The 18,967-nt window shown below is 69.5% G+C and carries 20 protein-coding genes and 2 pseudogenes; 10 read left to right on the forward strand and 12 right to left on the reverse strand.

What is annotated here, in order from left to right; genetic code table 11:
- The 3 genes and pseudogenes from H0U68_RS02325 to H0U68_RS02335 form a co-directional block, all read left to right on the forward strand.
- The coding region (locus tag H0U68_RS02325; RefSeq protein ID WP_296352553.1) for a gamma-glutamyltransferase at positions 1-600 on the forward strand (600 nt) is incomplete at its 5' end.
- A pseudogene (locus H0U68_RS02330) lies at positions 516-920 on the forward strand (gamma-glutamyltransferase); the annotation flags it as partial. The gene H0U68_RS02325 and the pseudogene H0U68_RS02330, both read left to right, overlap by 85 nt.
- Positions 921-1,003: 83 nt before the next feature.
- Positions 1,004-1,447 carry a universal stress protein gene (locus H0U68_RS02335; protein WP_296352554.1) on the forward strand — a complete coding sequence of 148 codons (444 nt, stop codon included), beginning with the start codon at positions 1,004-1,006 and terminating at the stop codon, positions 1,445-1,447.
- 34 nt (positions 1,448-1,481) lie between these two features.
- Here the strand turns inward: H0U68_RS02335 and H0U68_RS02340 are convergent, their stop codons facing one another.
- The 3 genes from H0U68_RS02340 to H0U68_RS02350 all read right to left on the reverse strand — a co-directional run bounded on the left by H0U68_RS02340 (position 1,482) and on the right by H0U68_RS02350 (position 2,777).
- Positions 1,482-1,682 carry a hypothetical protein gene (locus H0U68_RS02340; RefSeq protein WP_296352555.1) on the reverse strand — a complete coding sequence of 67 codons (201 nt, stop codon included), beginning with the start codon at positions 1,680-1,682 and terminating at the stop codon, positions 1,482-1,484.
- A gap of 92 nt (positions 1,683-1,774) precedes the next feature.
- Positions 1,775-1,963: a hypothetical protein gene (locus tag H0U68_RS02345; RefSeq protein ID WP_296352556.1), complete on the reverse strand. Its 189-nt coding sequence runs from the start codon at positions 1,961-1,963 to the stop codon at positions 1,775-1,777.
- 67 nt (positions 1,964-2,030) lie between these two features.
- Positions 2,031-2,777 (reverse strand): phytanoyl-CoA dioxygenase family protein, encoded by a 747-nt coding sequence (locus H0U68_RS02350; RefSeq protein WP_296352557.1) that lies wholly within the window; start codon positions 2,775-2,777, stop codon positions 2,031-2,033.
- 81 nt (positions 2,778-2,858) lie between these two features.
- On the opposite strand from H0U68_RS02350, the pseudogene H0U68_RS02355 reads away from it, so the two are divergent.
- Positions 2,859-5,160 (forward strand): annotated as a pseudogene (locus tag H0U68_RS02355) (adenosylcobalamin-dependent ribonucleoside-diphosphate reductase).
- 4 nt (positions 5,161-5,164) lie between these two features.
- Here the strand turns inward: H0U68_RS02355 and H0U68_RS02360 are convergent.
- Positions 5,165-6,037, reverse strand: a complete 873-nt coding sequence (locus tag H0U68_RS02360) for an SAM-dependent methyltransferase (RefSeq protein ID WP_296352558.1) — start codon at positions 6,035-6,037, stop codon at positions 5,165-5,167.
- An 87-nt stretch (positions 6,038-6,124) separates the two neighbouring features.
- On the opposite strand from H0U68_RS02360, the gene H0U68_RS02365 reads away from it, so the two are divergent.
- On the forward strand, positions 6,125-7,075 hold the full coding sequence (locus H0U68_RS02365; protein ID WP_296352559.1) for a LysR family transcriptional regulator: 951 nt from the start codon (positions 6,125-6,127) through the stop codon (positions 7,073-7,075).
- A gap of 8 nt (positions 7,076-7,083) precedes the next feature.
- Here H0U68_RS02365 and H0U68_RS02370 read toward each other — a convergent pair whose 3' ends face one another.
- The 3 genes from H0U68_RS02370 to H0U68_RS02380 all read right to left on the reverse strand — a co-directional run bounded on the left by H0U68_RS02370 (position 7,084) and on the right by H0U68_RS02380 (position 9,809).
- The gene (locus H0U68_RS02370; protein WP_296352560.1) at positions 7,084-7,740 is read right to left on the reverse strand and encodes a glutathione S-transferase family protein; all 657 of its coding nucleotides are present in this window, start codon (positions 7,738-7,740) and stop codon (positions 7,084-7,086) included.
- The gene (locus tag H0U68_RS02375; RefSeq protein WP_296352572.1) at positions 7,737-8,897 is read right to left on the reverse strand and encodes a class I SAM-dependent methyltransferase; all 1,161 of its coding nucleotides are present in this window, start codon (positions 8,895-8,897) and stop codon (positions 7,737-7,739) included. Before H0U68_RS02375 ends, H0U68_RS02370 begins: the two co-directional genes overlap by 4 nt.
- Positions 8,898-8,972: 75 nt before the next feature.
- Positions 8,973-9,809 (reverse strand): class I SAM-dependent methyltransferase, encoded by an 837-nt coding sequence (locus H0U68_RS02380; RefSeq protein ID WP_296352561.1) that lies wholly within the window; start codon positions 9,807-9,809, stop codon positions 8,973-8,975.
- A gap of 345 nt (positions 9,810-10,154) precedes the next feature.
- Here H0U68_RS02380 and H0U68_RS02385 point away from each other — a divergent pair, with 345 nt between their 5' ends.
- The 3 genes from H0U68_RS02385 to H0U68_RS02395 all read left to right on the forward strand — a co-directional run bounded on the left by H0U68_RS02385 (position 10,155) and on the right by H0U68_RS02395 (position 12,703).
- Positions 10,155-10,589, forward strand: a complete 435-nt coding sequence (locus H0U68_RS02385) for an OsmC family protein (RefSeq protein ID WP_296352562.1) — start codon at positions 10,155-10,157, stop codon at positions 10,587-10,589.
- Positions 10,589-11,590 (forward strand): AraC family transcriptional regulator, encoded by a 1,002-nt coding sequence (locus H0U68_RS02390; protein WP_296352563.1) that lies wholly within the window; start codon positions 10,589-10,591, stop codon positions 11,588-11,590. Before H0U68_RS02385 ends, H0U68_RS02390 begins: the two co-directional genes overlap by 1 nt.
- Before the next feature lie 69 nt (positions 11,591-11,659).
- A complete protein-coding gene (locus tag H0U68_RS02395) occupies positions 11,660-12,703 on the forward strand; it encodes a VWA domain-containing protein (protein ID WP_296352573.1) in 1,044 nt (347 codons plus the stop codon).
- A 6-nt stretch (positions 12,704-12,709) separates the two neighbouring features.
- Here H0U68_RS02395 and H0U68_RS02400 read toward each other — a convergent pair whose 3' ends face one another.
- Positions 12,710-13,192, reverse strand: coding sequence for a GNAT family N-acetyltransferase (locus H0U68_RS02400; RefSeq protein ID WP_296352564.1), 483 nt, complete (start codon positions 13,190-13,192; stop codon positions 12,710-12,712).
- An 87-nt stretch (positions 13,193-13,279) separates the two neighbouring features.
- Between H0U68_RS02400 and H0U68_RS02405 the strand changes: the two genes are divergently transcribed.
- The gene (locus tag H0U68_RS02405) at positions 13,280-13,828 is read left to right on the forward strand and encodes a hemerythrin domain-containing protein (protein WP_296352565.1); all 549 of its coding nucleotides are present in this window, start codon (positions 13,280-13,282) and stop codon (positions 13,826-13,828) included.
- 91 nt (positions 13,829-13,919) lie between these two features.
- On the forward strand, positions 13,920-14,453 hold the full coding sequence (locus H0U68_RS02410) for a hypothetical protein (RefSeq protein ID WP_296352566.1): 534 nt from the start codon (positions 13,920-13,922) through the stop codon (positions 14,451-14,453).
- A 15-nt stretch (positions 14,454-14,468) separates the two neighbouring features.
- On the opposite strand, the gene H0U68_RS02415 is transcribed toward H0U68_RS02410, so the two are convergent.
- The 4 genes from H0U68_RS02415 to H0U68_RS02430 all read right to left on the reverse strand — a co-directional run.
- Positions 14,469-15,995 carry a malonyl-CoA synthase gene (locus tag H0U68_RS02415; protein ID WP_296352567.1) on the reverse strand — a complete coding sequence of 509 codons (1,527 nt, stop codon included), beginning with the start codon at positions 15,993-15,995 and terminating at the stop codon, positions 14,469-14,471.
- Positions 15,996-16,000: 5 nt separating this feature from the next.
- Complete coding sequence (locus H0U68_RS02420) at positions 16,001-16,756, reverse strand: enoyl-CoA hydratase/isomerase family protein (RefSeq protein ID WP_296352568.1); 756 nt, start codon at positions 16,754-16,756, stop codon at positions 16,001-16,003.
- 8 nt (positions 16,757-16,764) lie between these two features.
- Positions 16,765-17,751 carry a tripartite tricarboxylate transporter substrate-binding protein gene (locus tag H0U68_RS02425; protein ID WP_296352569.1) on the reverse strand — a complete coding sequence of 329 codons (987 nt, stop codon included), beginning with the start codon at positions 17,749-17,751 and terminating at the stop codon, positions 16,765-16,767.
- Positions 17,752-17,788: 37 nt separating this feature from the next.
- The coding region (locus tag H0U68_RS02430; RefSeq protein WP_296352570.1) for a malonyl-CoA decarboxylase at positions 17,789-18,967 on the reverse strand (1,179 nt) is incomplete at its 5' end.

Raw genomic sequence — 18,967 nt, forward strand, 5'->3', positions numbered from 1 at the left:
GCGCACACCGCCGGCGATTTCGCCGAATACCGCGCCGCGTGGTGCACGCCGCTCGCGCAGGCGTTCGCCGGCTGCGAGGTGCACGAGCTGCCGCCCAATGGCCAGGGCATCGCGGCGCTGCAGGCGCTGGGCATGCTGCAGGCGCGGCTGGCCGAGCTGCCCGCTTCGCCGGACGACGCCGCTTCGCTGCACTGGCAAATCGAAGCAACGAAACTGGCGCTGGCCGACCTGTACCCGCACGTGGCCGACCCGGCTGCGATGCGGGTGGAAGCGTCCGCGCTGCTGGACGCCGCCTACCTGCGCGAACGCGCGGGGTCCATCGATCCGCTGCGCGCCCGGCATCCCGCCTCGGGCCTGGGCGGCGGCGGCACGGTGTACCTGTGCACCGCCGACCGCGACGGCCGCATGGTGTCGCTGATCCAGTCCAACTACGAAGGCTTCGGCAGCGGCATCGCGTCGTGCCCGGCACCGGCGTGGCGCTGCAAAACCGCGGCAGGGGCTTCAGCCTGCAGCCGGGCCACGCCAACGAAGTCGGCCCGCGCAAGCAGCCGTTCCACACCATCATTCCCGGCTTCGCCACGCGCGGCGGCGCGCCGCTGATGGCGTTCGGCGTGATGGGCGGTCCGATCCAGCCGCAGGCGCACGTGCAGGTTCTGGCGCGCATGCTGCTGTACCGCCAGAACCCGCAGGCCGCGCTGGACGCGCCGCGCTGGCGCATCGAGCCGGGGCATGGCCTGTACACCGAGCCGGAGTTTCCGGCGGCGTGGCGCGACGGCCTGGCCCAGCGCGGCCACGCGTTCCTGCTCGTCACCGACCCGGCACTGGAGTTCGGCGCGGGCCAGGTGGTGTGGCGCCTGCCCGGCGGCGGCTGGGGCGCGGCGTCCGACTGGCGGCGCGACGGGCACGCCGCCGGCCGCTAGCAGAAGGGCCTTGCGCTTGCGGTGGATCAAAGGCGTGGGCGCGGCGCGCGCCTAAGCTGGCTCCATTCACGAGGAGCACGCACATGTACAAACGCATCCTGGTCACCACCGACGGTTCGGCGTTGTCGAAGAAGGCGGTCGGCAGCGCCATCCGGCTGGCGCAATCCACGGGCGCGGAACTGGTCGCACTGCACGTGGTGCCGCGCTACCCGATGTCCTATTTCGAAGGCGGCGCTTCGCTGGACGCCGCCGACGTCAAGCGCATCGAGGCGCAGTGGACCGAGAAGGGCCAGGCACTGGTCGACGCCGTGAAGAAGTCCGCAGAAGCCGCGGGCGTGAAGGCGCGCACCGCCGTCGCCCGCTCCGACCTGATGGCCGAATCGGTGATCGCCGCGGTGCGCAAGCACAAGTGCGACCTGGTGGTGATGGCATCACACGGCCGCAAAGGCATCAAGCGCCTGCTGCTGGGCAGCGAGACGCAGCACGTGCTGACGCCCAGCACGGTACCCGTGCTGGTGCTGCGGTGAAGAAGGGCAAATTGCTGCGTTATCGAAGATGGCCTCAGTCGGCCTGCGGCTTGCGGTCTTCCCGGTCATCGTGGCTCAAGCGGGCGCGGGCACGTTCCCACAGCTTCATCTTTGCCAGAGCGGAATTGGAGCCTTCGCCGGAATGCTGCTGGAGATGCTCGGCCCGCGTGTCGTCGGCCGGCTGCTCCAGGGAGGACCGCTCGTCTTGGCGGTCCTTCTGCTGATCGTTGGACATGAAGGCAATCCTTTTGGTTGCCTTCAGCTTTGGGCCGCGGACACGGCCGAGTTGTAGGAAGCTTCCGCTACCACCTGCCGGCCAGGTCGTGCCTAACTGAGCGGCTCGTCGGGAGGGGGAAGGCCGCCCGGGTGGCTGCGCTCGAGCTCCTTCAAGCGCTGCAGGGCGGACTGGGCGCCCTCTCCGCTGCCGCCGGTGCCGCTGGTGCCTTCACGACCCATCTGCGGCTCGGAAGCACCGTTCTCGCCCGGCATGTCGGGCTCGGTCGGAAAAGAATCCATTTGTTTGATGTTCCCTAAGCTGAACGCACATCCGATGATAACGGGCGGCGTGGGACTTCGGCGGCCGTCAGCTCGGCCGTGGTGAATGTGCGTCAAGCAAACAAAGATCTGCTCCCGCTGGGCTGAACCGTTCGGTCGTCTGCATCCGGATGCCACGGAGGTTTGCCGTCGCAAGGTGGGTGGCGTACAGCGACTCGGCGAAATAGGCGATCAGGATGGAGCGGCGGCGCGCGCCGGTGGGATTCAGGCTGGCCGCATGCACCAGGTCGGCATCGAACACCAGGATGTCGCCGGCGCAGCCGCAGAGCTGCACCGACCGGGACTCGTCGGCGAAGTCGAACAGCGGCCCCCCCTGCGCGGGGCGGTGGCTGCCGGGGACGAGGCGGGTCGCGCCGTTGCCGGGACCATAGTCGTCGAAATAGGCCATGGCATTCACCGTATCGCCGGGCCGCTGGGCCGACAGGTCGCGGTGCAGCTGCTGGTGGCCGCCGCCCGCCAGCGGCTCGCGGCCTTCCACTTGCGCCAGGAAGAACTGTTCGCCGATCAGCTCGCCGACCGCGGCCAGCAGCTGCGGCAAGCGGCACACAGCCTGCACCCTTGCATCGAGGTCCAGCAAGGAGTGTCGCCAGCCAGCACCCCGCGGAATCGGCCACTGGTCCGGGGGCTTTGCGCCCGCATCGAAAGCAGAGCGAAGAGCATCCAGCCACTGTTGCGGGATCGCCCGACGCAGCAACGCATAGCCGTCTCGATGGAGTGTCACGTCACTCCCTTTCGAGCTGGGTGCTGCCCCGCTTCTTCGGTTTTCAAATGCCATCGAATGATCATGCCCTACCGCCAAAGGTCTATTCTTCCGGGGAGCCGGGCAACCACCTGCCGGCCCAAGGAGAGCCTGCCAATGAAACGCGACCCCGATCCGGGCGCCCTGCCCGAACTGCCGCCGCAGGCCATTTGCGTGGACGTGCTGCGCGAGAAATACCTCAAGCCCGGCGAGAGCACCGAGCAGGACGTCTACGCCCGCGTGGCGCGCGCCATGGCCAGCGTGGAAGCGCCCGCGCTGCGCGCGCAGTGGGAGCAGCGCTTCGCCGACAACCTGCACGCCGGCGCCATCGGCGCGGGGCGCATCATGAGCGCGGCCGGCACGCAACTGGAGGCCACGCTCATCAACTGCTTCGTGCAGCCGGTGGGCGACTGCATGCCCGCGCGGCGCCGAGGTGCGCGCCACCGCCTCGCTGGCCTCGGGCCCGTGCAGCTACATGGACGTGTTCGACCATTCGTGCTCCACCGTGGAGAGCGCGGGCGCGCGCCGCGGCGCGCAGATGGGCGTGCTGCGCATCGACCACCCCGACGTGCTGGAGTTCATCACCGCCAAGCGCAGGCCGGGCCGCTGGAACAACTTCAACGTGTCGGTGGCGGTGAGCGACGAATTCATCCGCACCCTGCAGGCCGGCGGCGACTGGTCCCTGGTGCACCGCGCCAAACCCGGCGCGGCGCTCATTGCGCAAGGCGCCCACCTGCGCGCCGACGGCCTGTGGGTGTACCGCACGCTGCCCGCGCAGGAACTGTGGGACACGGTGATGCAGTCGGCTTACGACTTCGCGGAGCCGGGCGTGGTGTTCATGGACACCATGAACAGGGACAACAACCTGCGGTACTGCGAGAAGATCGCAGCCACGAACCCCTGTAGCGAACAGCCCCTGCCCCCCTACGGCTGCTGCAACCTCGGCCCCGTCATCCTGCCGCGCTTCGTGCGCCATCCCTTCGGCTTCGGCGGTGCACCGCAGTTCGACTTCGAGCGCTTCGCGCAAGCCGTCGGCGTGCAGGTGCGCGCGCTGGACAACGTGCTGGAGCTCACGCACTGGCCGCTGCCGCAGCAGCGCACCGAGGCGATGGCCAAACGGCGCATCGGCATCGGCTTCACCGGGCTGGGCAATGCGCTCACCATGCTGGGCCTGCGCTACGACGCGGCCGAAGGGCGCGAGTTGGCGGCGCGCATCGCACGCTGCCTGCGCGACGCCGCCTATGCCGCATCCGTGGACCTGGCCGAGGAGAAAGGCGCCTTCCCCCTGTTCGACGCCAACGGCTACCTGGAACCCGGCACCTTCGCCAGCCGGCTGGACGAGCCGCTGAAGCAGCGCATTCGCGTGCACGGCATCCGCAACAGCCATTTGCTATCCATCGCGCCCACAGGCACGGTGAGCCTGGCCTTCGCCGACAACGCGTCCAACGGCATCGAGCCGCCGTTCTCCTGGACGTACCGGCGCAAGAAGCGCGAGGGCGACGGCAGCCGCACCGAGTACGACGTGGAAGACCACGCCTGGCGCATGTACCGCGCGCTGGGCGGCGACACGTCGCAGCTGCCACCGGCCTTCATCTCGGCGCTGGAGATGCCGGCGGCCGACCACTTGGCGATGATGGAAGGGGTGCAGCCTTTCATCGACACCGCGATTTCGAAGACGGTGAACGTGCCGGCAGACTACGCGTATGCCGACTTCAAGGGCCTGTACCTGGAGGCCTGGCGCGCCGGCCTGAAGGGGCTGGCGACTTACCGACCGAACACGATCCTCGGCGCCGTGCTGGAGGCCACGCCCGCGACGGCTGATGCGCCCGCGCAACCGGTGCGCGGCGCGCGCGACCCGATGCGCGCGATGATCGAAAGCCGTCCCCACGGCAACTTGCCGGCGGTGGTGGAAAAAATCGAATACTGGACGCAGCAGGGCCGCCAGGCGCTGTACCTGGTGGTGTCCTTCCTGCCGCTGGAAGACGGGCGTGAGCGCGCCATCGAGTTCTTCATGCCGGTGGGCCAGAGCGGCGAGTCGCAGCAGTGGATCACCTCCAGCATGCGGTTGCTGTCATTGGCCGCGCGCGGCGGCTTCCTGGAACGCGCGCTGGCCGACATGCGCAAGGTGGCCTGGGACCGCGGCCCGGTGCGGCTGGGCACCTATGCCAAGGCCGACGGCGGCGCCGTGCCGCTGTGGCACGACTCCGAAGTGGCCGCAATCGGCTACGCCATCCAGAACATCATCGCGCGGCGCAAGGGCGAGCCGGTCGCGGCGCTGACCACGCCGGTGGCCAGCCCGTCGGCCGCGCCAACGCTGATGGCCGGCGCGAAGTGCGCCGAATGCGGCGCGCACGCGATGATTCGCAAGGACGGCTGCGACTTCTGCACGCAATGCGGGTTCGTGGGGAGTTGCGGCTGAGGGGTCAATACGGCATACGCGGCGCAGTGAGGGACGCAACGCGGGCATGCACGATGTGCGCGGCGGCAGCCGACCGCAGGCCGTTCGCACCGGACGGGTCGTAGCGCGCGACGGCCTGCTCGCCGTCCAAATCTTCAAGCAACTCCAAGCCCGCCGCCTCCAATTGTTCCCCGACCATTGCGGGGTCGAAGCCGGACAAGAATGCCTCCCCTGCGGAAGACACCGCGGTCTTCAATTTGCTGAACGCTTCGCCCACCTGTGCCCCTGGGGCAAGGGCCGCCTGGTCGACGTAGTTGAAGACCAGTTCGCTTCCCGCCGGCGCGCAGGAGGCCATGGCTTCCAGGGCGGAGAGATTCGCCTCCCGCGCAAGGTACATGCTCACGCCAAGCCACGAGAAGAACGTCAATCGGCCGGGTTGGAATGAAGAACGCGCCAGGGCCGAGCCCAAGGTTTCCGCGGAAAGGTCGGCGGCGATGAATTCAACGGACGCCGACACGTCGGCGCCGCACGCCGCCAGGCGCTGCCGCTTCATTGCTTGCGTGGCGGGATGGTCGATCTCGTAGATGGCCAGATCCGCGGCCCAGGCGGGTCTCCGGTACGCGAAGCTGTCGAAGCCGGCGCCGACGACCACGTACTGCACGGCCCCGCGTGCGACAGCGGCTTGCAGCGCGTCCTCCGCGTAGCGGGTGCGGATGATCACATCGGCGTACGCGGCATTCGCACGCAAGGCCTGTGCGAGCACCGCCGCACGAAAGGTTTCCGGAACCAGCCGATCGCCCCAATCGTCGTCCAGAAGAGGGGCGGGATCATGGCGCGAATGCAGTGCGCGCATCAGCGAGGTGGCGAGCGCCGTGCGGCTGGCGTCGAGTGGGTTCAATGCTGTCTCCGAAGTCAGGAGCTGCGCAGTGTCCGATGCTGGCATTGTTCTGTACAGTGCATTGTCATCAACGAATACATGCACGCAATGAAATCCCTGGATCTCAACCTCCTCGCCGCGCTGGATGCCCTGCTGGCGACCGGCAGCGTCGCGGCGGCGGCGCAGCGCATGCACCTGAGCGCTCCGGCAATGAGCCACACGCTGGCCAGGATCCGCGATGCGCTGGGCGATCCGATCCTCGTGCGCGCCGGCCAGAAGCTGGTGCCGACGCCGCGCGCGGAGGAACTGCGCGCGCCGGTGCGGCGGCTGATCGGCGAGGCGGTCGCGCTGATGCAGCCGGGTGGAAAGCTGGATCTGGCGCAGTTGCAGCGTGAATTCACCATCCGTGCGCCGGAAGGCATGGGCATCGTCTACGGGCCGGCATTGCTTGCGGAAATCCAGCAGGAGATTCCGCTCGCCACCTTGCGCTTCATCCCGGAAAGCGACGGCGACGCGGCGGCCTTGCGCGAAGGCCGCATCGATCTCGACGTCGGCCTGGTGCGCGATGCCGGGCCCGAGGTGAAGACGATGCCGCTCTATGAGCAACGCGTTGTCGGGGTGGCAAAGTCCGGCCACGGCTTGCTGGCGGCCCGTGTCACCCCCAAGCGGTTTTCCGGCGAGCAGCATGTGAGCATCGCCCAGCGCGGGCGGAACAAGGAAGTGGTGGATACCTTGCTCGCCGAGATCGGGTGTGCCCGGCGCATCGTGCTGACCGTGCCCAGTGCCTATGGGGCGCTCATGGCCGCCGCACGCTCATCCTTGATCGCCTGCGTGCCCGAGCCGCTGGCACGCACGGTGGCCGGTGGACTGGGGCTGGAAGTTTTCAAGCTGCCCGTGGCGATCCCCGCCGAGCAGGTGGTGCAGGCCTGGCATCCCCGCCTGGACGCCGAGCCGGCGCACCAGTGCCTGTGCCGCTGCGTGGCTGCGTTGCTGGGAAAAGCAAGGTTCGGCCCGCTCGGGCGGCGTGCCGTGGCGGCACACAACGCACTGGTGTCGTAGCAGCCCGCTCAGCGTGCGGCCGGAACCCTGCTGCTGAACACTGCCAATTGGGCCGCGAACGCGCGCTGGTACGCCGGCCGCGCTTCGCCGCGGGCCACATAGGCGCAGAGGTTCGGGTATTCGTTCAGCACAGCCGCTCCGTCCAGTCGGCGCAGCACCATGACCATCATCAGGTCACCGGCGCTGAACGCACCGTCGAGCCAATCGGCATCGCCAAGCCGGCTGGAGAGCGCTCCCAGCCGCGCGCGGACGCGGTCCTCGAGCATCGGCAGGCGCTCCGCATGCCAGGGCTTGTTGCGCTCCACCAGGATGGCGCTTTCGCGCTCGAGGATCGGTGGCTCCACCGTGTTGAGCGCCGCAAACATCCAGGTGATCGCGCGCGCCCGCGCATTCGCATCCTCCGGCAGCAGGCCCGCGTGGCGCTCGGCGAGATGGAACACGATCGCTCCCGATTCGAACAGCGCGAGGTCGCCTTCTTCGTAGGTGGGAATCTGCCCGAAAGGATGAAGCGCACGGTGCGCGGGTTCCTTCATCTCCTTGAACGACACCAGCCGAACATCGTACGGCTGGCCTACTTCTTCCAGCGCCCAGCGCACGCGCATGTCGCGCGCCAATCCCCTGCCTCGGTCCGGCGATTGCTCGAAGGCGGTGATGGTCGGTGTCATTGGAAGGTTCCGGTTGTCGGGGATGCGCCAAGCCGCCACAGCGACGTGACTTCACGCCCGCGGGCTGCCGCCAGCGGATCGTTCGCATCGCTGGCCTTGCCGTGGCGCGGCCGGATGTCCAGGCGATCGCGGACGACGAGTCCGCCGGCCGCGAACAACGCCTGCAATTCGTCGCGCGAACGCAGGCCCAGGTGCTCCGCCAGGTTGGACAGCACCAGCCAGCCCTCGCCCCCCGGCGCAAGCCGCTCGCTCAGGCCGCCGAGGAAGCCACGCAGCATGCGGCTGTCGGGGTCGTAGACGGCGTGCTCCAGCGCCGACGTGGGCTTGGCGGGAAGCCACGGCGGGTTGCACACGATCAGCGCCGCCGTGCCGGGCGGAAACAGGTCGGCTTCCAGCAATTCGACCTGCGCCTGCAGCTGCAGGCGCTCGATGTTGTCGCGCGCGCAGGCCAGCGCATGGGGGCCGAGGTCGGTGGCCACAATTCGCGCCACGCCCCGGCGCGCCAGTACCGCGGCGATCACGCCGGTGCCCGTGCCGATGTCCCAGGCCAGCGCAGCGCCGGCGGGCAACGGCGCCTTGGCCACCAGGTCCAGGTATTCGCCGCGCACCGGCGAGAACACGCCGTAGTGCGGGTGGATGCGGTTGCGCGGCGGCGGCCCCAGCGCGGGAATCTCCACGCCCTTCTTGCGCCATTCGTGCGCGCCCACCAGCCCCAGCGCTTCACGCAGCGCCACCACGCAGCGCTGGCCGTCCGGCGGCCCCCAGGCCTCGCCGATCGCCGCGCGCAGGTCGGGGGCCCTGCGCAGGCCGATGCCGTCATCGGCGTCGATTTCGATGAGCACCATGCCGAGAATGCGCGCACGGCGTCCCTGTGCCTGCCGGTGCCGGTGGAACGCTTCGGTGGTGGACGCCGCAGGTACGACCGTCCCCTTGCGCGGTGCGCGGTCCAACCTGCGGCCCAGGGCCTGCAGCAGTTGCCGCGCGTTCTGGAAGTCGCCGCGCCACAGCAGCGCCGTTCCCTCGCAGGCCAGGCGGTAGGCCGCGTCGGCCGGCATCCGGTCGTCGGCCAGCTGCACGCGCGCCGGCACCGGCCAGCCGGCCTCCGAACGCCAGCGGGCCTGGCGCGGCTGGCCGTCTTCCTGCCAGGAGAGAACCATGGCGTCGGTGGGCGTGGAGGTCGTGGGCACGCGGCATTCTGCCAGCGCCCGCGGCCCCGCGGGTTCGCCTGCGCTTCAGCCCACGTCCACCGTGACCAGCAGAAAAGTGGCGGGAATGCTCGTGGCGTCCGCGCGCCCGCTGCGGTTCTGGCTTGCGAACAGTTCCTCCAGTCCCTGGCGCAGCGCGTCGCCGCGTCCATTCTTTTCGGCCGCCTCGAAGGCGTTCATGGTCGGGCCGTAGTACCGCCGGAATGCATCGACAAAGCCGGCCGGCGGCCCGCCGAAATCGAAGGTGTATGTTTCCCTGGCGCAGGTGATGCGTTCGGAGGGAATGCCGGCGGCCCCGAACCGTTCGATCACATTGCTCTCGACGCCCCAGGTCATCGGGCTCACGAAGCCTTCCGGCGGCGGAGGCGAGTACGCGGAGCTGATCTTCAGGATCTGGGCGACCAGCGTGGGATCGTTGGGGATCCAATTGCCCATCGCGATGCGCCCGCCCGGCCTGGTCACCCGCACCATCTCGCGGGCGACGTCGAACGGCTTCGGCGCGAACATCGCGCCGAAGATGCTGACGACGCGGTCGAAGCTTTTGTCTTCCAGGCCGGCCAAATTGCAGGCATCGCCTTCCTGGAACCGGCAGTTGGCCAGCCGTTCCTCGGCGGCGCGCGCCGTGGCGGCCGCCACCAGGTTGCGCGAGATGTCGACACCCAGCACGTCGGCGCCGGTGCGCGCGGCGGGAATCGCCGTGGTTCCGTCGCCGCAGCCGAGGTCCAGCACCCGCTGGCCCGGTGCGATGCCGATCGCCTTGACGAGGGCCTCGCCGCTGTCCCGCATGGTCGCGGCGATGCGGGTGAAATCGCCTTTTTCCCAAAGCGCCTTGTTCGGATTGACTGCGGGGGTCGGGTCTGTCATGGCAATGCTCCTAGGTGTGGCGTGGACTCGCGGCGGCGCAGCCCGCCGAGGTAGGCAGTATCCGGTACACCCGCGCGCCGCGCCTTCTCCGAAGCACCGGCTTTCTTGCCCGAAGCTCGCCGTGCCACGGTCGGGCAGCTCTGCAGGCCGGCTTTCTTCCCGCCCGGGGCTGCGGCATTTCTCGACGCGGCGCGGCCAAATGCCGACAATGCCTGCACTGCAACAGCACACCCGCAACGGGAGGCCGATATGGGCACGCCATCGCACATCCGCCAATGCCTCACGCGCGCACGGGAAACCTTTTCGGCCAGGCCCGCGGCCGCCCTGGGTGAAGACTCCGCGGCCATGGCCATCTGGGAGGGCGGCCTGGCCACGCACCTGCGCCAGCCTGGCGCGCCGCGCCCGCGCACGGACATGCCGGGCGCGCTCGGCGGCGGCGCAAGCGCCCCGTCACCGGGCTGGTACTTCCGCGCCGGCATGGCTTCCTGCATGGCCACCAGCATCGCCCTGGAAGCGGCACTCCACGGCATCGAACTCACGCGGCTGGAAGTGGAGGCGCACAGCGAATCCGACGCCCGCGGCATGCTCGGCAGCGCCGATGTCCCCTCGGCACCGCTGCGCTTCTGGCTGAAGGTTTCGGTGGAATCCCCGCATGCGTCCGAAGCGGCCTTGCGCGCGCTGGTTGCCGCCGCCGACGCGCATTCGCCCATGGTCGAGGCCGTGCGGCGACCGGTCGCGGTGGAGATCGACCTCCAGCTGCGGGCCGTGCCCGGCGCCTGATGGACGCGCTGTCCGAAGTGCTGCGCGTGGTGCGCCTGAACAGCGCCGTCTTCTACAACGGGCGGTTCAGCGCCCCGTGGTGCTTCTCCGCACCCGATGCCGCGACGGTGATGCACACCCTGCAGCCCGGTGCCGAGCGCCTGATGATTTTTCACCTGCTGATCGAAGGACATTGCAGGATGGAGGTGGAGGGCGAACCGCCCATGACGCTCGACGCCGGCGACGTGATCGTGTTTCCGCACGGCGACGCCCACCTCATGGCGTCGGCGCCGGGCGTCGCTCCCGCACCGGCCGCCGACCTGGTGGCGCTGCTGCGCTGCGGCCCGCGCGAAGTACGCTTCGGCGGCGGCGGAGAAACGACACGCTTCATCTGCGGCTTTCTCTCGTGCGACCCGCGCCTGTGCCGCCCCATCCTCACAGCCCTGCCGCGCGTGCTGACGGTGGGCCTGCGTGGCCCGGACAAGGGCCCCGCGTGGATCGAGCTGTCGATCCGCTACGCGATGGCGGAAGCAGCCGCGGCGCGGCCCGGCGGCGCGGGCGTGCTGGCCAAGCTGTCGGAAGTGCTGTTCGTCGAAACGCTGCGCCGCTACATGGCGCAACTGCCGCCCGGCCAGACGGGCTGGCTGGCCGGCGTGCGCGACCGCGTGATCGGCAAGGCGCTGTCGCTGATGCACGGGCAACCCGCGCATCCGTGGACGGTAGAGTCGCTGGCGCGCGAATGCGGCATCTCGCGCTCGGTGCTGGCCGAGCGTTTCACCCATTACGTGGGGCAGTCGCCGATGCACTACCTCGGGCGTTGGCGGATGGCGCTGGCCGCCGGCATGCTGCGCAGCAGTTCCTTGAGCATCACCCGCGTGGCCAAGGACGTCGGCTACGAAACCGACCCCGCGTTCACGCGGGCTTTCCGCCGCGAGTTCGGCATGCCGCCGGCAGCCTGGCGCGCCGGCGTGTCGCAGGCGCAGCCGCGCGATGCCCTCACCGTCCCGTCAGCTGCTTTGTGACAGCGCGGCGCGACGCTGTTGCGCAGCGCCTCCTTCCCGGGCACGATGCTGCTGCACCCTTCCCCCACGATGTTCTTCCTTTGGCCCGACTTCCTCTGGCTGATGCCGGCACTTGCGTTGCTGCCGGCGGCGTACCTGTGGCTGCTGCGCCGGCGCGGCAAGGCCGCGGTGCGCTACAGCAGCCTGGGCACCGTGCGCGCGGCGGCGGCCAGGCGCCAGTGGCGGCGGCATGTGCCGCCAGCACTGCTGCTGCTGGCCTGCGCCGGGCTGCTGTTCGCGACGGCGCGCCCGGTGGCGCGCATTCCGCTGCCATGGGCGCGCACCACCATCATGCTGGCCATGGACGTGTCGCTCAGCATGCGCGTGAGCGACGTCAAGCCGACCCGGCTCGCGGCCGCGCAGGAGGCAGCCAAGCTGTTCCTGCAAGACCTGCCGCGGGACATCGAAGTGGGGCTCGTCACCTTCGCCGGAAGCAGCCAGGTCGCCCAGCGCGCGACGCTGGACCGCGGCGCGCTGGTCACGGCCATCGACGCCTTCCAGATGCAGATCGGCACCGCTGTCGGCAACGCCATCGTGCAGTGCCTGGCGGAGCTGTTCCCGGACCACGGCCTCGACGTCGGCGACATGACCTTCGGCAGCAAGCCGCGCGCGCGCAGCCTGGACACAAAGGAGAAGGAAAAAGCGCCTCCGAAGCAGATCGCGCCGGTGGTGCCGGGCTCGTACAACGCCGCCGCCATCGTGCTGCTGAGCGACGGCCGCCGCACCACCGGGGTGGACACGCTGGTGGCGGCCAAGATGGCGGCCGACCGCGGCGTGCGCATCTACGTGGTGGGCCTGGGCACGGCGGGCGGCGCGGCGCCCACGCCCGAGGGCATGCCCATCTACATGCAGCTGGACGAGCCGACGCTGCGCGAAGTGGCGCGCATGACCGGCGGCGAGTACCACCACGCCGGCACCGCGGAAAAGCTGCGCAGCGTCTACGAAACCCTGGGCTCGCGCCTGCAGGTGATGACGCGCGAGACCGAGATCACGGGGCTGCTGGCGCTGGTGTCGGCGGCGCTTGCGCTGGCGGCGGCGACGCTGTCGATGCTGTGGTTCGGTCGCACGGTCTGAGCGGGCTCAGAGCTCCAGCGCGAACCGGTCGAATACGCAGCTGCCCATGGTCTTCTGGCTGTGCAGGCGCAAGCCGAAGCGCTCGTAGATGGCGCGCAGCTTGGGCCTGCCGCTGACGCAGTCCAGGCGCAGCACGCCGCGCCCTTGCTGGCGGGCGAGCGCGCAGGCGTGGCGCAGCAGCACCTGCGCCAGCTCCTGCCCCTGCCTGTGCGGCGACACGGCCAGGCTGTGGACGAACGCGGACGTGCCGTCGGCGATGTCCGGCCAGAACGCGTGGTCTTCCAGCTGGAAGCGGAACACGCCGACCGGCACCTCGCCATCGAAGGCCAGGTGGTACATGCCGCGGCGCACCTGCGGCGCGACTGCGTCCTCGCTCACGTGCTCGGCCGCCCACAGCGGCTGGCCTTGCTGGCGCAGCTTCTCCGCGGCGCCGGACAAAAGGCCCGCAACGATCCCGGCCTCGGAGGGATGCGCAGGACGGATATGCATTCGCGCAGTTTAGGCCCGGGCGCCGGAACGGCAGCGCGGCGTACCATCGTACGGATCGCAGGCAGGAAAGAGCCCGCCAGGTCCCCCATGAGCACGCCCATCCAGATTTCCCAACCCGGTGCCCCCGCGGCGCCCACCTTCGCGCAACCGTTCGACATGCTGGAGGCCTGCCACCAGCGCCTGCACCGCACGCTGGGACTGTTGGACAAGCTGCGGGCCCACCTGGCCGCGCATGGCGCCGACCAGCAGGCGCAGCAGGCCGCCCGCGATGTGATGCGCTACTTCGACGAAGCAGCGCCGCAGCATCACCATGACGAGGAACTGCACGTGTTCCCGCCGCTGGCGGCGCACGGCAGCGCGGACACCGTGGCGCTGGTTGCGCGGCTGCGTGCAGACCACCTGCAGATGGAGGGGCGCTGGCCACCCGCGCGCGCCGTGCTGGCCGCTGTGGCGCAAGGCACGCCCGGCGCCATCACGGTCGTCCAGGCCGCCACGCTGGATGCCTTCGCCGGCCTCTACGGCGCGCACATCGAAGCCGAAGAACAGCTGGCCTATCCGCAGGTTCTGGCGCTGCTGGACCAAGCCGCCATTGCCGCCATGGGACAGGAGATGGCGCGGCGACGCGGCTCGCGCTGAACGCAAATCTGGCAGCTGGGATTTCAGCACATTCCAGAAAGCGCCGTTGTCCTACACGGTACTGCGGTGTCCGCCTCAAGGATGCAAGGCTATGGACGACATCAGTCTGCTGCAACCGGCCTGGCTTCCGCTCTGCCTGGTCCTCGCCTTGTTCCTGAGCATGGGTGTGTGGGGCTGGATCGCCCGGCGTGCGTCGGCCGCTGCGCGGCTGCGCGCCGCCGGCTACCGGTTGATCGCGGCGCTGCAGGCTTATTCGGCCTGGGTGGAGCTGCAGCGCGACGAGCCGCTGGAGGGCCGCACGCCCGAGGAGCTGAGCCTGCCGGAGCCCTTGCGGCTGGCGCTCTCCATCAAGGAGTCATCGTTCCCGCAGCTCGCGCCAGCCATGGTGCAGCTGCTGCTGTCGCACAGCCGGCTGATGGAGATGCTGTGGCGGCGCCAGCTGCTGCGCCTGAGTGGAGCCGCACCGCCGCCGGTGTACCGCGATCCGCGCTACCTGTCGCTGCGCGACTGGCAGGAGCGCATCCTCGAGCAACTCATCACCGGGTGCCGCCAGCAGATCGGCGAAGACCAGCCCTGGCGGCCGACCGGCTCGGACTTCGCGTTCTCCAGCGGCTTCGTACACTAAATCCCGGGGGCCCGTTCAACCGAACAGGCCCTTGTGCGCGTCGCGCAGCAGGTTCTTCTGCACCTTGCCCATCGTGTTGCGCGGCAGTTCGTCCACCACGAAGCAGCGCTTGGGAATCTTGAAGTTGGCCAGCTGCGACTTCAGCGCGGCGACGATGCGTTCGCCGTCCAGCTTCTCGCCCGTCTTGGCCGTGACCACCGCCACCCCGACCTCGCCGAAGTCCGGGTGCGGCACGCCGACCACGGCGCTCTCGGCCACGCCCGGCATCTCGTTGATGTAGCCCTCGATCTCGGCCGGGTAGACGTTGTAGCCGCCGCTGATGATCAGGTCCTTGCTGCGGCCCACGATGGTGGCGTAGCCGCGCGCGTCCACCTTGCCGACGTCGCCGGTCTTGAACCAGCCGTCCCCGGTGAATTCCTCTTTCGTCTTTTCCGGCATGCGCCAGTAGCCCTTGAAGACGTTGGGCCCCCTCACCTGGATGGCGCCGATCTCGCCGGCGTCCAGTTCCTGGCCGTCGTCGCCCACCACGCGCAGGCCCACGCCCGGCAGTGGAAAGCCCACCGTGCCGCCGCGCCGCTCGCCGTCTTCGGCGCGGTAGGGGTTGGAGGTCAGCATGATGGTTTCGCTCATGCCGTAGCGCTCCAGGATGGTGTGGCCGGTGCGCTCCTTCCAGGCATTGAAGGTCTCGATCAGCAGCGGTGCCGAGCCGGAGATGAAGACGCGGATGTTGCGCGCCGCGTCCTGGTCCAGCGCGGGCTCGGCCAGCATGCGCACGTAGAGCGTGGGTACGCCCATGAAGACGGTGGCCTGCGGCAGCTTGCCGATCGCAGTCTTCGGATCGAACCTGTCCAGCCACAGCATCTTGCTGCCATTGAGCAGCGCGCCGTGGATGGCGACGAACAGGCCGTGCACATGGAAGATCGGCAGCGCGTGCAGCAGCACGTCGCCTTCCTGCCAACCCCAGCAGTCCTTGAGCACCTGTGCGTTCGACAGCAGGTTGCCGTGCGTCAGCATGGCGCCCTTGCTGCGCCCGGTGGTACCGCTGGTGTAGAGGATGGCGGCCAGGTCGTCGGCCTGCTTCACGGCGGGCACGTGCTGGTCGCTGCGGTGCGCCGCGCGGTCCAGCAGCGAGCCGGTGCGGTCCTCGTTCAGGGTGAACACGTGGCGCGTGCCGGCCTGGAACGCGATCTTGCTGACCCAGCCGAAATTCTTCTGCGTGCACACCACCAGCGCCGGTTCGGCGTTGCCGATGAAGTATTCGATCTCGGCCTTCTGATAGGCCGTATTAAGCGGCAGGAACACGTAGCCGGCGCGCAGCGTGGCCAGGTACAGCAGCATGGCTTCGACTGACTTCTCCACCTGCACCGCGACGCGCGCGCCTTCGGGCAGCTTCAGCGCCACCAACAGGTTGGCGATCATGGCGGTGGCGCGCTCCAAGTCGCGCCACGAATACGCCAGGCCGTCGGCCGTGTCCACGGCGATGGCGTCCAGGTCGTTCGGGAACGCGGCGCGCAGCGCCGCGAAGAGGTTCTCGTTGGGCATCGGTGTCAGAAGACGGGTTGTCGTTTTTCGAGAAAAGCCGCGATGCCTTCGCGGTGTTCGGCACCGGGCGCATAGTCGTACGCGTCGGGCGGCATGCCTCCGGCCGCGAGCGCGCGAAACGTGCGCTTGTTCATGCGCGCGGCCTGCGGCGCCAGCAAGGCGATGCGCTCGCAGCGCTGGCGCACCCGCGTGGCGGCTTCGCCTTCGGCCACCACCTCGTGCAGGAAGCCGCGCGCCTTCATCTGCGCTGTATCGAGCACCGCCGCTTCCAGCAGCATCTCGCGCGCCGTGGCCATGCCGGCGGCGGACGCCACCAGCCGTGCCTCGCGCGGCGCCATGGGAAAACCCAGCCGCGCGATCGGCGCGCCGAACTTCGCGTTCACGCTCGCGACGCGGATGTCGCAGCAGCTCGCGATCTCCATGCCGGCGCCCATGCAGGCGCCTTCGATCAGCGCCACCATCGGCACGTCGCAGTCGAGCATGGCGCGCAGCCCGCCCCAGACATCGTGCTCATGAAATTCGCGCAGCCGCGCGGGGTCGAAGCGGAACTCCGGGTATTCGGCGATGTCGCCGCCGGCGCTGAACGCGCCCGGGTCGCCGCGCACCAGCACGCAGCGCCAGCGCGGCTCGCGCTGGATGCGCTCGAACACCACCTTCAGCTCGCGCCACATGCCGCGCGACATGGCGCCCAGCTTGCCCGGATGGGACAGCAGCACGACGGCGATGGCGCCTGCGCTGTCGAGAATCACCTGCCCGGCCATCGCGCGCTTCAATCGAGCTTGGCGCCCGAGGCCTTGACCACCGCGGCCCAGCGCGTGATCTCGTTGTGCACGAAGCCGCCGAACTGCTGCTGCGCGAGGTTCGGGATTTCGGCGCCGTTGTTGGCCCAGATGGCGCGCAGCTCGTCGGTGGACATGGCCTTGCGGATCTCGTCGACGATGTGGCCCTGCACGTCGGCCGGCGTGCCCTTGGGCGCCCACAGGCCGTACCAGGTGGTCACCGTGTAGTCGGGCAGGCCGACCTCGGCGGCGCTCGGCACGTCGGGCAGCGCCGGGTTGCGCTTGGCACCCGACACCATCAGCGCGCGGATGCGCCCGCCCTTCACGTGCGTGGCCGAGGAGCCCAGGCCGTCGAACATCATGTCCACGTTGCCGGCGATCAGGTCCTGCAGGGCCGGGCCGGCGCCGCGGTAGGGAATGTGGGTGATGAAGGTCTTGGTCTGCTGCTTGAACAGCTCGCCCGCCAGATGGTGCGATGTGCCGCTGCCGGCCGAGCCGTAGTTGTACTTGCCCGGGCTGCGGCGCAGCAGCTCGAGGAAGGCCTTGAAGCTGGTCGCTTCGATGCGGCGCGGATTCACCACCACCACCTGCGGCACGTTGGCCACCAGCAGCAGCGGCACAAAATCGCGCTCCAGGTCGTAGTCGAGCTTGGGGTACATCGACGGCGCGATGGCGTGGTGCACGGCGCCCATGAACAGCCCGTAGCCGTCGGGTGCCAATTTGGACGCGATGGTCCCGCCCACCGTGCCGCCGGCGCCGCCGCGGTTGTCGATGATGAGCTGCTTGCCGGTCTGCTTGGCGAACTGCGCGGCCAGCGGACGCGCGAACGCATCGGTGCCGCCGCCGGCGGGAAAAGGCACGACCATCGTGACGGGGCGCGCCGGCCACGCCGATTGGGCACGCGCAAAGGGCACGGCCATGGCCACGCCGGCAGCTGCCGCGCGCAACAGCGCACGGCGCTGGATGGGGTCCTGCATTCTCTTGTCTCCTTGTTTTTACGGGGAAGCTGGCCGGCTAACGATAGAGCTCCTCGATGGCACGGCCCATCGGGATTTGCCCCTGCGCCAGTGCCGCGCGGTGCTTGTCGAGGCGCTTGAGGTTGTAGACGTAGTTCACCATCAGGCCGAACGACTGCTTCACGCCCTTGGGCGACGGATCGGCCGCCCAATTGAGGCGTTCGACGCGCGCGCCGTTTCCCAGATGGAAGCGCGCCACCGGGTCGAGCGGGCGGCCCTCGTGCAGCTCGCGGCCGAGATATCGCGCGGCCCACGACAGCAGTTCGGCGCGGCGCGGATCCTTGGCCGGCAGCGCCAGCGGATCGTCCAGCGCGGCGAGCAGCGGCGCCGGCGCGTTCTTCTGCATCCAGCCGCGCAGGCCGGGAATCGGCGACAGCGTGGCAAAGGTCTTCAGGCGCGGAAATTCCTCCTGCAGCGTCTCCACCACGTGCTTGATCAGCGAGTCGCCGAAGCTCACGCCGCGCAGGCCGGGCTGCGTGCTGCTGATGGAATAGAACACCGCGCAGGTGGCCTTGGCCAGGTCGGCGGCGGCCGCCGTCTCGTCAAGCAGCGGCGTGATGCTGTCGGGAATTGCGTCGGTGAGCGCGACCTCCACGAAGATCAGCGGCTCGCCCTCCAGGCGTGGGTGGAAAAAGCCGTAGCAGCGCCGATCGCTGTCCAGCCGGTTCTTCACGTCGCCCCAACCGCGGATGTCGTGCACCGCCTCGTAGCGGATCAGCTTTTCTACCAGCGACGCGGGCGAATCCCAGCTGATGCGCCTCAGCTCGAGGAAAGCCACGTCGAACCAGGTGGAGAACAGGCTTTCCAGCTCCGCGTCCAGCGGCAGCAGGCGCTTGTCGTGCTTCAGTTGCGGCAGCAGCTCGGTGCGCAGGTCGACCAGGAAGCGCATGCCCTCGGGCGAGCCGGTGAAGCGCTGCAGCAGGCGCGTGCGCGGCGACACGAAGGCCTTGCGCAGCCGGATCTCGGCGGTGCCCTCGTCGGGCGTGCCGTGCGCGGCCTCGTGCTGCTGGCGCGCCGTGCGCAGCTCCAGCGGGTCGGGGCGGAACGCTTCGCTCATCAGCAGCCAGCAGTCGCGGCGCTCCTCGGCACCGGCCTGCGCGTACCAGCGCGCGAATGCGCCGGCGCGCTGTCCGCCCTCCACTTCGCTGACCCGCGGATCGACCACGGTGCGCAGCTG

Origin of the sequence: Ramlibacter sp. (assembly GCF_013697775.1) — a bacterium.
GTDB lineage: Bacteria > Pseudomonadota > Gammaproteobacteria > Burkholderiales > Burkholderiaceae_C > Ramlibacter.

Excerpts from the sequence above, each read along its gene's own strand:
- H0U68_RS02335 (WP_296352554.1), top strand. The coding sequence starts at position 1,004 with ATGTACAAACGCATCCTGGTCACCACCGACGGTTCGGCGTTGTCGAAG.
- H0U68_RS02340 (WP_296352555.1), bottom strand. The coding sequence starts at position 1,682 with ATGTCCAACGATCAGCAGAAGGACCGCCAAGACGAGCGGTCCTCCCTG.
- H0U68_RS02345 (WP_296352556.1), bottom strand. The coding sequence starts at position 1,963 with ATGGATTCTTTTCCGACCGAGCCCGACATGCCGGGCGAGAACGGTGCT.
- H0U68_RS02350 (WP_296352557.1), bottom strand. The coding sequence starts at position 2,777 with ATGGCATTTGAAAACCGAAGAAGCGGGGCAGCACCCAGCTCGAAAGGG.
- H0U68_RS02365 (WP_296352559.1), top strand. The coding sequence starts at position 6,125 with ATGAAATCCCTGGATCTCAACCTCCTCGCCGCGCTGGATGCCCTGCTG.
- H0U68_RS02370 (WP_296352560.1), bottom strand. The coding sequence starts at position 7,740 with ATGACACCGACCATCACCGCCTTCGAGCAATCGCCGGACCGAGGCAGG.
- H0U68_RS02375 (WP_296352572.1), bottom strand. The coding sequence starts at position 8,897 with ATGGTTCTCTCCTGGCAGGAAGACGGCCAGCCGCGCCAGGCCCGCTGG.
- H0U68_RS02380 (WP_296352561.1), bottom strand. The coding sequence starts at position 9,809 with ATGACAGACCCGACCCCCGCAGTCAATCCGAACAAGGCGCTTTGGGAA.
- H0U68_RS02385 (WP_296352562.1), top strand. The coding sequence starts at position 10,155 with ATGGCCATCTGGGAGGGCGGCCTGGCCACGCACCTGCGCCAGCCTGGC.
- H0U68_RS02390 (WP_296352563.1), top strand. The coding sequence starts at position 10,589 with ATGGACGCGCTGTCCGAAGTGCTGCGCGTGGTGCGCCTGAACAGCGCC.
- H0U68_RS02395 (WP_296352573.1), top strand. The coding sequence starts at position 11,660 with ATGTTCTTCCTTTGGCCCGACTTCCTCTGGCTGATGCCGGCACTTGCG.
- H0U68_RS02400 (WP_296352564.1), bottom strand. The coding sequence starts at position 13,192 with ATGCATATCCGTCCTGCGCATCCCTCCGAGGCCGGGATCGTTGCGGGC.
- H0U68_RS02405 (WP_296352565.1), top strand. The coding sequence starts at position 13,280 with ATGAGCACGCCCATCCAGATTTCCCAACCCGGTGCCCCCGCGGCGCCC.
- H0U68_RS02410 (WP_296352566.1), top strand. The coding sequence starts at position 13,920 with ATGGACGACATCAGTCTGCTGCAACCGGCCTGGCTTCCGCTCTGCCTG.
- H0U68_RS02415 (WP_296352567.1), bottom strand. The coding sequence starts at position 15,995 with ATGCCCAACGAGAACCTCTTCGCGGCGCTGCGCGCCGCGTTCCCGAAC.
- H0U68_RS02420 (WP_296352568.1), bottom strand. The coding sequence starts at position 16,756 with ATGGCCGGGCAGGTGATTCTCGACAGCGCAGGCGCCATCGCCGTCGTG.
- H0U68_RS02425 (WP_296352569.1), bottom strand. The coding sequence starts at position 17,751 with ATGCAGGACCCCATCCAGCGCCGTGCGCTGTTGCGCGCGGCAGCTGCC.